Source organism: Streptomyces sp. H39-C1 (assembly GCF_027158125.1).
In the GTDB taxonomy this organism is placed as follows: domain Bacteria; phylum Actinomycetota; class Actinomycetes; order Streptomycetales; family Streptomycetaceae; genus Actinacidiphila; species Actinacidiphila fildesensis.
Window position 1 is genome coordinate 1 of sequence record NZ_JAPVLS010000046.1, and the last position, 12,076, is coordinate 12,076.

The following is a 12,076-nucleotide window of genomic DNA, read 5'->3' on the forward strand; positions in this document are numbered from 1 at the left end:
GTGGCGGCGACCCTCACCTCGGCGGGCATCGGCTGGCTGGGCCAGGTACGACGGGTCCGCAAGGGCGTCCTGCTGTCCCCGCAGTCCCCGGCCGAGGGCGATCTGCTGGGCATCCGCGTCCCGTACGACCTGCTGCGCGGCCGGCCGACGCCCGGCCGCGGGCTGACCGTCGACCCGGTGTCGGGTCTGCTGGTGTCGGTGCTCGTCCCGGAGACGGTGCTGCGGGCGGACGACGCCTGATCCGTCGTCGGCCTGTCGCGGAAAACGCGCGCGCCCCCGGCCCCCCGGAAAGGTGGCCGCGGGCGCGCGCGTTGCCGTCAGGCCTGGTTGGTGCTGGCCGCGATGTCGGCGTCCATCTTCTCGACGGACTCCTTGATCTTGGTGAACTGCATCGCGAAGCTGTTGATGCTCTCCACGGCCTGCTGCAGCGAGGCCGTCAGCTTCTCGTAGGCGGCCTTCATCGCGGGACTGCTCTGCTGCATGAACAGGCCGTTGTCCAGCAGCCCTTCGACGGAGGTCTTCGTCGACAGCAGGTGCGGGTTGATGTCGTTGACCGCCTGGTTCATCACGCCTGAGACGCGCAGGATCTCGGTGTAGTCAAGGTTGATGTTGCCTGCGGGCATGGTGCGCTCCCTTGGTTGTGGGGTGACCGTGGTGCCGTTCCCGGCTCACGGGTCGGGCCGGTTCCGGCCCTAGTCGTCGTCGGACGTCGTCCAGCCGCTGTCGTGGTCCGCGCTGTCGCTCTTCCACTCCTCGGTCCGGCCGTCGGTCACCACGGTCTTGGTGCCGCTGCCGTCCTCGTTGACCTCGACGGTCGTGACGACCTCGTGGCCGTTGAGGTCCACCGAGGAGTGCGTGGTGCCCTTCACGGTCTGCTGGTTGCCGTCCTTGTCGGGGCCGACGGTGGTGTAGGTGGTGTCCGAGTCACGGTAACCGGTGGTCGTGTCGTAGACCGACGTGGTCGTGCCCGTGGTCGTGCTCTCCTTGCCGTCGGGGTCCTTGGTGGTGCTGGTGAAGTGGTCGTTGGTGTTCTTGGTGTTCCCCGACTCGGTGGTCTGGCTGTTGCCGGTCGTGGTCGTGACATTGCCGTAGACATCGGTGGCGGACGAGTCGTACGTGCCGTCGGCGTGGTAGTTCGTGGTGTCCGTACTGGTCAGGCCGGTGTTCGTGTGCTGCGTCGTGGTGATCTTCGTCGGCTTGCCGTCCGGGCCGTACTCGTACGTGGTCGTGGTGGTGTTGCCGTGACCGTCGTCGGTGGTCCAGGTGCCGGGCCGGTCCGCGGGCGGCTTGGGCGCGTGCGGGTCGTTGGGGTCGGCGTTTCCGGCCGCGACCGCCGCCTGCCAGTCGTCCCAGATCTTCTTCTGGGTCGTGTACAGATCCGCGGCGAGCGACGCCTCCTGCTTGCTCGCCTCACCGGCCAGCCGGAAGTCCCAGTCCGCCCAGCCCCGCGCCACCCCGTCGTAGAGGTTGCCGAGCTTCTCCAGCTTCTCCTCCGAGCGCTTGAAGGAGCTCTTCCACACGGAGTAGTAGGCGCGGATGGCCGTGGAGACCGACGCCGCACCGGTCTCGTTGACCGTGTAGTCCTGCTTGCCCTCGCGCGCCGCCTGGACCTGCCCCTTGAGGGTGCGGGCCTTCTGGGCGACCTGGTTGAGCAGTTCGTAGTCGACCGCGATGTCGGGCACAGCCACTCCCGGGGGACGGAGTCGGGGACGGGACGCGTACGTAAGATCAAACGCACCCGGGATCCGAACGGTTCAGTGATCCGGATTACACCCGGCTCCGCGGCCTGTGACGTCAGCCTGTGACGTCGTTCACAGAGTGAACCGATCAGGCGCGCTCTGCGTAGACATGATGTCCGGTGCCGTGGAGCCCGGCTCTTGCCTACGGCCGATCGCCGCCAGGGGGTGCTTGAACGTGGGAACGCGTCCAGGGGACTGGAGTGCGCTCGGCCTGGACGGCGATCCCACCCCGGGAGACCCCGCCACCCTCACCGTCGTCGCCGACGCGATGCGCGATCTCGCCACCTCGGCCGGGACCATCAACACCGGGCTGAAGGAACTGCAGGTCACCGCCGGCGACGGCCAGCGCTTCATCGGCAAGACCGCCGACGCGCTGCGCGACAAGGTCGACGACCACCTGTTCAAGTTCGTCGGGCGGGTGGAGGAGTCCTTCCACACGGCGGAGACCGCGCTGCGCACCTACAGCACCGTCGTCACCAACGCCCAGGCCGAGGCGGACCAGGCGTTGTCCGCGGCGCAGGGGCTGCCGCAGGACGACGCGCAGCTGCCCGGCCTCAAGCAGCGCGCCAGTGACGCCAAGGGCGACGTGTCCACCGCGGCGAAGGAACTGCGCAAGCAGCTGCACACGGCCGGCGAGCTGATGGTCCAACCGGTCAGCGACTGCGACCTGTTCTGGGAAGTCTTCCAGTGGCTGACGATCATCCTGTCGGTGCTCGCGATCTTCACCGGCGGCATCCTCGCCGTCATCGCCTGGGGCATGAACGCCGTCCTGCTGATCAAGACGATCGTCTCGTTCAGCCAGGGAAAGGCCAGCGGTCTGGAGCTCGGACTCGCCTTCCTCGGTGTGCTCTTCCCGACGACCAAGGGCATCAACGTCGGCGCCTTGCTGAAGGGGCTGGGCAACAGCCTCAAGGGTGGCGTCAACGGCCTGGCGATGGCCGGGAAGAACATCTGGTCGCAGATCGGCCACTTCTCCACGCTCACCGGCCTGCCGAAGTTCGTCATCGCGCCCATGGTGATCGGCTCCCACCTCGGCCCCGCCCTCAAGATCGACCTGTCCGGCCTGCTGCGCGGGATCAGCAACGGTGCCAAGGGCGGCTGGAACACGATGGTCACCGCCATCCACAGCGACTGGGTGAAGTTCACCGGGAACGTCGTCGGCGACTGGGCGAAGGTCGGAACCTACGGGCTGGTCAACATCCAGCGGATGGGACGGTTCGGGATCGCCGCCCTCGTGCCGCTCAACGCCACCGAGATCGGCGTCCTCGGCTTCGGCGGCGCGGCCCGGCTCGCGTTCGGCGAACGTGTCCTGGGCATTCCCCACCCTGAGCTGCACGAACTGCTCGTCAACGCGGGCCGCACGGACGCCGCGCTGCACTTCGGCTCGCCGCTGGCGGGCGGCGGACACGGCACGATGGTGCCGTCCCCGATGGTGTCGCCGGGCGGACTGCACTTCTCGCCGGGGACGTTCAGCCCCAACTCCTCGCTGGGCTCGCTCTTCCGGCCGGGCGCGGGGTTCGGCGCGGCCGGCACCACCAACCTCGTCCACCTCGCCCTGGGCTCGATGCCCACCGTCAACCTCGCCCACCTCGGCATCGGTTCGCTCGGCACCATCCGCGGCGCCGGGCTCGACGGCCTGCACGCGCCGGGAGCCTCCCTCAGCGTCCCCACCGCGGTGAACCCCGGCTCGGGCGCGCTCAGCATCGGCGGTCTGCACGGCATCGGATCCCCCTCCGTGGTCGGCCACGCCGGCGGTGCGCCCGGCCTGCACATCACCGGTCTCGGGGCGCCGCACCCGGGCGGACTGAGCGTCGGCGGGGCGTCCCTGGTCACCCCGCCGCTGCCGCACGGCATGACGACGCTGCCGGGCGGTCTGAGCGTGCCGCTCACCCACGGCGCCGGCATCTCCGCCGGGTCGCAGCTCGTCCACAACGCGGACCTCGCAGCCGGCCACGTACGGCTCGACAGCAATCTGCTGCTGCCCGGCCACACCGCCATCGACCTGCTGCGCGACGCGCACGGCTCGTCCCCGATGGTGCACATGGACCAGGTGGTCTCCGGGGTGCACCCGGGAACGACGAGCGTGCCGCACACCGTCGGCATGGGAGAAGGCGTCACCATGGCCCGCGGCGCCGTCGGCCACGCCGAAGCGCTGAACGACCTGACCTTCCCCGAACTGCGCGCCCTGGCCTCGGGGGACGTCGCCGTGACCGGTATCCGGGCCGACGGCATCACCCTGCGCATCGGGGACTCCGCGCCCAAGACGATCGACGCGCACGCGGTGGCCAACACCGCCCCGGTCCCGCCCGCGCCCGTCGCCCATGTGGCGACCGGCTCCGTGACGGGCGTGCCCTCGGCCGGGGTGCACGGCGTCCAGGGCGAGCACGCGCTCACGGTGCCGGTGCAGCCGGGCGTCCGGACCACGCCCACCGCTCTGGCGGACCGCCCGTTGCCGTCCGTCACGCATGGGGCGGCGGTGCACCCTGCCCCCGCGCCGCGCGCGTTCAACACCCCTGGACCGCTCCCGAAACCCACCCTGTCCACGCACGACCTGGCGATGAGCCTGCTGCGTGGTGACGACGAGCTCCGTGCGCCGGTTCCCACCGGGCTCAGCGCCCACTCCGGTGCCCCGGCCGGCGTCTCCGCCAAGCCGGGACTGGACGCCGCTGGCGCCGGCCACTCCGGCTCCGCGAAGGGCGCGCTCGACCTGGTCGCCCGACCCGGCACCCCGGTCAAGGCCGACGAGGTGCCCCTACCCGGCACCCTGCACGTGGCGGTGGCCGAGGTCCCGGTGCCGCATCTTCCCCCGCGGGTGGACAAGGGCAAGGGCATAGCGGTCGATCAGCCCGCCGTGGTCACCCCGCTGCCGCCCGGCGGGCGGTTCGGTGGCCGTGCAGCGGAGTTGGTGATGAACCAGCGGATCCACGCCGCGCGGCAGATCGTCATCGGCGGCTCCAGCGGCTCCGAGGCCGTCGCGAAGCTCAACGCCTGGGCCAGGTACGAGCAGTCCACGACCAAGCTGGGCAAGGCCGAGCAACAGCTCGACCACGTGACCCCGCCGCCCGGCCAGGGCGCCTCCACCGGCCCCACCGCCGCCTACCGGACGGCGCTGGCCGACGTCGAGCGGACCGGAGCGGCCGTCGACAAGGCCGAGGACGCCCTGATCGCGCTCGGCATCGACGCCCGTGCCACCCGCATGGAGATCCGCTCCGTCACCGGCAAGATCTTCACCGACCGCGGCGGCCTGCTCGGCGGCGCCCCCTCGACCCGCCCCCGTCCGCCGCGCCCCGGCGCAGCCGACCTGAGCACACCGTCACCGACCGCCTCGCACACCGCCGCCGACGACGCGATGGACGTCGACGTGCCCTCCACCGGCCCGCACACCACCGGCCGGACAGTCCCGGGCGGCTCCACCCCGCACACCGTGCCGCACCCGGCCGGCCACGACGTCACCATGTCCCCGCCCGCGCGGCACGGCGACGACGCGATGCAGATCGACACGCCCGCCCCGACCGGCGGCGCCCATACCTGGCACCCGCCGGCGGGTGCCACGGCCGATCAGCACACCGTGGTCAACGACGCCTTCGCGCATCTGGGCGGGCACACCGCCGAACCGCTGACCGCCGACCGCTATGCGGCCCTGGTGCACGGAAGCGTCGAGGAGTCCCGGCCCATCGCGTACGTGGTGAACGCGATCGTCAACTACCGGGAGCTGCGCGGCCTGCAGTCGTTCCTGGACTCCGTCACCCACAACCTGACCGGCTTCGACGGCCGGGTCGCCGTCGTCATCGGCGTCAACGGCCCGCGCAGCGAACTCGCCGCGATCCGCGGGGCCATCGACAACGCGCTCGGCGGGGCTTCGTTCCCGCACCCCCTCGCCCTGGTCGCCACCCCGATGGCACCCAGCGCCAAATTCGCGTACGGCACGGCCCGCAACGCGACCATGACCAGCGCCGCCAGCACCCATCTGGCGGAGACGATGATCAAAGAGGGTAAGCACCCCTACTTCTCGATCATGGACTTCGACGCCCACCCGCACACGGTGCCCAGCGGTGAGCACGTCTTCCGGCACTTCGACGAGGCGCTGGGCGCTCACGGTTCGCCCGGGTTCCCGCCGCTGCGGCCGCTGATGATGTCGGGCGGCTACCGGATGCCCGACACCGCGGTGGCCGGCGTCTCGGAGGACCTGGTCAAGGTCACCAACGAACGGCTCGCCGCCGATGCGGCGAAGGCTCCGAAGCCGGCGAAGGCGGCCACCGACGGGGCGGTGAAGAAGCCCAGGGTGCCCAAGGTCAAGGGCGATGTCACCGAGGACTTCCTGCCCACGCTCGACGCGCGGATCCGCCTCGACATGCGGATCCGCGACCGGCTGGCGGGCATGCACCCGCAACTGCCCTACTCCCCGGAGCCCAACCTCTTCGTCGACGCGGCCGCCGTCATGCTGCACCGCCCCGACGCGCCGCCGGTCCGGTTCGGCAACGGGGGCGCGGAGTTCCAGACCCTCAGCGAGCGGCTCAACCTGCTCAACGCGTGGGAACTGGACCGGAACCTGCCGCTGCCGGCCTTCGGCGGGGTCAGCCACATCCAGCTGCCGGACCTCCTGAGCCGGATCGACGACGCCTTCCGGACCGACCGCCCGCCGCTGAACCAACTGGAACTCCACCAGGCCCAGGCCGTGCTGCACGACCTGGCGAACGCCGTACGCAACGGCGACCCGCTGGTCGGGGCGCTCAAGGCCGACCGGGCACCGACGGTCCTCGACGGGCTCGCCGACGCGCTGGGCCGCGGTGCCCACCTGCCGGGCGTCCCGGCGGCCGCCGCCCGCGAGGCACGGCAGATCCTGTGGCGCACCGGCGAGGCGCTCGACGCGCGGCTGACCCTGCGCGAGCTGAACGCGGCCAACCACGTCCTGCCGGAACGCGGAACCGCGTTCCTCACCGACTTCCAGGGCGCCGCGATCCCCACCGACGTGTCCCGGCTGCTGAAGGACCTGTGGAAGGACGGCACCCTTCCGCAGGACCACGCGCACATCAAGAAGCCGCTGGACCGGCTGTTCAACACCGACGCGTCGGGCGGCAACGCGCAGGCGGGCCGCAGCGGACTCGCCCTGGCCCCGCACCGCGACGACTGGATCGCGAAGCAGTACGCCAAACTGCGGCCGGACCTCAACAACGGCCGGCCGTTCGACCCTCTGTGGCCGTCGCGCCACGGCGCCGGCGACCCGCCGCGTCCCACGGCCGGGGCCCTGTCCGACGGTCTCGACCCACGGCTGGGCACTCCGGTGACGCACCCGGTGGGCACCGCGGTCTCCACCCCGCTGCCCGGCGAGGGCGCGGCGGTGTTCGCCGGGATCGACCCCGCCGAACTGCGGCTGGTGTCGCACAGCCTGGCGCTCAGCGCGGACACCACCCACTTCCTGCGCCACCTGCGGTACTTCGCCGCGGAGCACCTGCCGACCCGAGCCATCGACCTCTCACCCGGCTCGCTCTTCGCGGCGCTCGACCGCGCCGACGGAACGGCGGGTGATCTGGACCCGGCCCGGATGCTGCAACGTGCCTTCGACCGGATCGACAGCGTCGGCGGGGTGACGGCGGCGACCGCACAGAAGCGGCTGAAGCTGTTCACCGACGGTCTGAACGCCCACAACATCGGTGTCGAGGACTTCTTCGTCCGGCTCGTCCAGGGACGGATCCACCCGCCGACGGACACCCTGCAGGGTCTGCGCGCGACCGTCGGTGGTGCGCACTTCGCCATGGACGAGGGCAGCCTGCATGTACTCAGTTTCTACGCGCACGCGGTGGGCCGGGACATCCGGGTGACGGGCGGCGACGGAGTCGCCCACCTGATCAACGGGCCCACCAGCGGCAAGCGCGCCCGCGACCTCCTGGACATCACCTGGCACGACGGCCCCGGGGGCGGCGGCTGGCACGCTCGGCTGTCCGACGGCTCGGATGCGCCGCTGCCGCCCGTGGAGCGCGGCGGCCCGCCGCCGGGCGCCGACGGTCGCGGTCCGACCAAGCGACCCCGCACCGACGCGCCCGGCGGCCGGCCCCCGCACGCGCCAGGACGCCCGGACCACAGCGTGCCGTCGACGGACCCGGGCACTCAGGTCAAGGGGAAGGGCCGGGCGTCGGCCACCGCTTCGTCGTCCACACGGGGCGTGGAGCCCGGCGGCTCCACCTCGGCCGCTCCCCAGGTCACGCGCGTCGATGCCGAGGCTGCCGCATGGCGCGCGTACACCGAGGCCACCGGTGAACTCGGCTCGGCACAAAGGGCACTGCAGGCGCTGGAACGGGGGACCGGCAGCGCCGGCGCGGGCACTTCCCGCGCCACGTCCGGCGCCTCGCACGCCTACAACCAGGCGATGGACCTGATGCGCCGGGCGAACACGGCCCTGAACCGGGCCGAGGCCGAACTGGGCAGACTGGGCATCGACCTGCAGGCCGCCATGCACAATCTCACCCTCAACCCCGGCCGCCACCGGCCGCCACCGCCCTCCGGAGACGCCCCGTGACCCCGCCCCCCGCCCGACCGGCGATCCTCTACGTCGCCGATCCGGAACGGCAGCCGACGGCGCACCCGACGATCACCGCGGCCCTGAACGCCGCGGCGGACGGCGACGAGATCCGGATCGCCCCCGGCGACTACGCCGAGGCCCTGCGCGTCGAACGGAGTGTCTCGCTGCTGGCCTGGACGGCCGATGGTGAGGACGCACCCGTCCGCCACGGCCCGGTGACCGTCAACGCCCCCGACGAGGACCGGCCCGGCCTCGAAGTGGCCGCCGGCGCCAGGGTGGTGCTGCGCGGGCTGACGATCCGCGGTGGCGCGGCGAACCGTCCCGCCGTACGACTCGCCGGCGGCAGCACCGCATGGTCCGGCGGCGGCATCACCCGCGGCCGGCTGGAAGTCCTGGGCGACGCGGCGGCCCGGCTGTGCGACACGACGCTCACCGGAGCGACCCTCACCGGCGCCCTGCTGCGCACCACCGGCACCGTGCATCTGACCGACTGCGTGCTGGCCGACGCCGACGGCACCGGACTGGTGGCCGGCGGCTCCACCCACCTCGAACTGGAACGCACCACCGTACGAGGAGCGTCGGGCTCCGCGCTGCGCATCCGCGAGAGCGCCAGGGTCCTCCTGCGCGACAGCCGGATCGACCGCGCGGGCCGCAGCGGCCTGCTCGTCGAGGACCAGGGCTCCGCGCTCCTGACGGACTGCCGGATCCGGGACTGCGGCGCCGAGGCGGTCCGCGTCCTGGGCAGTTCGCCAGCCCCCGTGGACCCCGCCGGGGCCGACGACCGGACGGTCCGCGCCGACGACGGCGTACGCCTGCACGGCTGCGAACTGACCGGCTCCGGCACCGACGCGGTGAGCGTCACCGGCCCCGGCCATGTGCTGCTCACCGCGTGCGTGCTGCGCGACAGCGGCGGTTCGGGCGTGAGCGCCGGGGACGACTCCCGGGTGTGGCTCGCCGACACGCGGATCGTCCGCACAGCCGCCGCCGCGCTCCGGGTGCACGGCGCCGCCCGGCTGACCGCCGGGCAGAGCACCGTACGGGACTCGGCCGCCAACGGCCTGCTCGCCGCGGACGACGCGACGGTACGGCTGGAGGACTGCGAGGTCGGCGAGTGCCGCTTCAGCCCGGTCCACATCGGAGGGCGGGCCACCGTCGTCCTCACCAGGCTGCGGGCGTCCGGATCACCGGAGCACGGCGTGCACGTGGTCGGCGACGCGACCGTGGAGATGACGGACGGGTCGATCGCCCAGTGCGGGATGTCCGGTCTCGACATCGCCGGGGAGTCACGCGCGGAGGTACGGGGACTGAGCGTGCTGCGCTGCCGCAACGGCATCACGTCCGCGTCCCGGGGTCCGGTGCGGCTGCTCGACTGCGAGGTGACCGACGGGGAGCGGGCCGCCGTCGTGCTGGGGCCCGGCGAGATCGAGCTGACGGGCGGGCGGCTGCTGCGGCCGGGCACCGCCGGGCTCGTCGTCGAGGCGGGCGCGCGGCCACGGGTGACGGATCTGGAGGTCCGGGAGGCGGCCGGCTCAGGAGTGGTGGTGGCCGGGGACGCCGAGCCGCGGCTGAGCGGGGTCCGCATCGTCCGGCCCGGCAAGAACGGCCTCATCGTCGAGGCCGGGGGAGCGGGACTGTTCGAGGACTGCGACATCACCGGACCCGGTTTTCCCGCCGTGCACCTAGGCGCCGGGGCGACTCCCGTGCTGCGGCGGATCCGGGTCCATGACGCGGACGAGGACCTGAGCGCCGACCCCGGGGCCGATCCCGTGGTGGAGGACTGTGTCTCGGTCCGGGTGACATCCCCCCTGTGGCCCGCCGCTTCGCTTCCGGTCGCGGTGGCGTCCGGCCCGTCGGGAGCACCTGAGGTGAAGGGCTCCGGGGAGAGCGAGCCGGCCGGGGAGCCCGAGGAGAGCCTGGACAGTCTGCTGGGCGAACTCGACGAACTCATCGGACTGGCCCGCGTCAAACAGGATGTGGCGTCGCTCGTCAAGCTGATGCGGATGGTGCAGCGCCGCAGTGCGGCGGGACTCGCGGCGCCCCCGCTGAGCCGGCACCTGGTCTTCGCGGGGAACCCGGGGACCGGCAAGACCACCGTGGCCCGGCTGTACGGCCGGATCCTGGCCGCGGTCGGGTTGCTGGAGCGCGGCCACCTCGTCGAGGCCGACCGCTCGGCGCTGGTCGGCGAGTACGTCGGCCACACCGGGCCGAAGACCCAGCGGGTGTTCCAGGAGGCCATGGGCGGTGTGCTGTTCATCGACGAGGCGTACTCACTGGCGCCGGTCGGCGGCAGCGCGGGCAACGACTTCGCCCAGGAAGCCATCGCGACCCTGGTCAAGCTGATGGAGGACCACCGGGATTCGGTGGTGGTGATCGTGGCGGGTTACCCCGCCGAGATGGAGCACTTCATCGACTCCAACCCCGGGCTGGCGTCGCGGTTCAACCGGACGCTGCTGTTCGAGGACTACGACACCGCCGAACTGGTGCGGATCGTCGAACAGCACGCCGCCTCGCACCAGTACGACCTGACGGACGCGGCCCGGGCGATGCTCGACACCTACTTCGCCCATGTGCCCAGGGACGGCCGGTTCGGCAACGGCCGCTCCGCCCGCCAGGCGTTCCAGGCGATGACGGAGCGGCAGGCCTACCGGGTCGCGGAGATCGACGAGCCGACCGAGGACGATCTGGTGACGCTGTCCGAGCTCGACCTGCCGGAACTCGACACCCAGCCCGCGACGTAGCGCCCGGGCGGCTGTCCCTGTCGGGTCAGCGCAGCCGCCACTTCTGGTTGGGCGTGCCCTTGCAGGTCCACAACTGGACCTTGGAGCCGCTCGCGGTGGCGTTGTTCGCCACGTCGACGCACTTGTTGGCCTGCGGGTTCACCAGGTCGCCTGCGCCGCTCATGATGAAGCGCTGGGCCGGGTTGCCGCTGCACCGGGCCAGCTGGATGAGGGCCCCGTCGTCATGGGATCCCCAAGCCACGTCCATGCAGTAGCCCATCGACCGTACCGTGCCGTCGGACTGGAAGTCCCAGCGCTGGCTGTTGGCCCCGTTGCAGGTGCCGATCTGCAGAGCGAGGCCGTCGGTCCCCGTGCCACCGGGGACGGTGATGCAGCGACCCGAACCCGTGCCGACCACGGCCGAGCCGGGAGCGATGGAGGGCTTGGGCTTCGGCGCGGGCGCCTTGGACGGCACCGAAGCCGGCGGAGCCGGCCGCGGCCTGCTCTGCGGCTGCCCCCCAGCGGCGATCGGCGGGGCCGCGACCGAACGGGGCCCGTTCGGGGCGGCGGGCGGCTGGGCCGTTGCCTGTGACGGGGGCTGCGTCCCGGAGGACGTCTGCCGCGGGGTCGCGGCGGGGGTGGTCGGGGTCCCCCTGGACGGCGCGGCGACCACCGGACGGTCGGCTGCCGCCGTCTCCATCGTGAGGTCGATATGGCTGATCAGCGGCACCGTCAGGGCGGCGATACCGACCACCGCAGCCACGGCGACGGTGGTCGCCCAGACCCGCCGGCCGGGCAGCAGCCCGCGCCGGGGCACCGTGGGGCGGCGCGCGAAGGTGTCGGAGAAGCGGGGCTCGGAGCTGTCGGGACGCTCGGAGGACTGCTTCGAGGGAAGGGACGCCACGTGGTCTCCTGTCGGGATCAGGAGGTGTGCGCAGGAGGCGCCGGCGCAATGCCATCAACCGTTCCCAGAGGGCGGGTTGAGGCACTGACCACTCGCTCTGACCTCGCTCACCGGATACGTGGCCAGTGTACCTATCTCCCGCCCGCGCCTTTCGCGGGACCCCGCCGGGCGGACCCGCGGACATTCACCGGCCGTGTGC

Annotated in this window: 6 protein-coding genes; 3 read left to right on the forward strand and 3 right to left on the reverse strand. The window is 72.4% G+C overall.

Annotated elements, in window-relative coordinates; translation table 11 throughout:
• The coding region (locus O3W51_RS27385; protein WP_269287625.1) for a hypothetical protein at positions 1-240 on the forward strand (240 nt) is incomplete at its 5' end.
• A gap of 77 nt (positions 241-317) precedes the next feature.
• Here the strand turns inward: O3W51_RS27385 and O3W51_RS27390 are convergent.
• Both O3W51_RS27390 and O3W51_RS27395 read right to left on the reverse strand, forming a co-directional pair.
• A complete protein-coding gene (locus O3W51_RS27390; RefSeq protein ID WP_138354356.1) occupies positions 318-623 on the reverse strand; it encodes a hypothetical protein in 306 nt (101 codons plus the stop codon).
• A gap of 69 nt (positions 624-692) precedes the next feature.
• Entirely contained in the window at positions 693-1,682 is a 990-nt protein-coding gene (locus O3W51_RS27395) for a hypothetical protein (RefSeq protein ID WP_269287627.1), read from the reverse strand.
• Positions 1,683-1,914: 232 nt separating this feature from the next.
• Between O3W51_RS27395 and O3W51_RS27400 the strand changes: the two genes are divergently transcribed.
• Positions 1,915-8,253: a putative T7SS-secreted protein gene (locus O3W51_RS27400; RefSeq protein ID WP_269287628.1), complete on the forward strand. Its 6,339-nt coding sequence runs from the start codon at positions 1,915-1,917 to the stop codon at positions 8,251-8,253.
• Positions 8,250-10,994: a right-handed parallel beta-helix repeat-containing protein gene (locus tag O3W51_RS27405; RefSeq protein WP_269287629.1), complete on the forward strand. Its 2,745-nt coding sequence runs from the start codon at positions 8,250-8,252 to the stop codon at positions 10,992-10,994. The genes O3W51_RS27400 and O3W51_RS27405 overlap by 4 nt, the downstream gene beginning before the upstream one ends.
• 25 nt (positions 10,995-11,019) lie before the next feature.
• On the opposite strand, the gene O3W51_RS27410 is transcribed toward O3W51_RS27405, so the two are convergent.
• A complete protein-coding gene (locus O3W51_RS27410; RefSeq protein ID WP_269287631.1) occupies positions 11,020-11,877 on the reverse strand; it encodes a ricin-type beta-trefoil lectin domain protein in 858 nt (285 codons plus the stop codon).
• Between the last annotated feature and the right edge of the window lie 199 nt (positions 11,878-12,076).

What these genes read in the sequence shown, in the direction of transcription:
- O3W51_RS27390 (WP_138354356.1), bottom strand. Translation starts at nt 623, where the DNA reads ATGCCCGCAGGCAACATCAACCTTGACTACACCGAGATCCTGCGCGTC.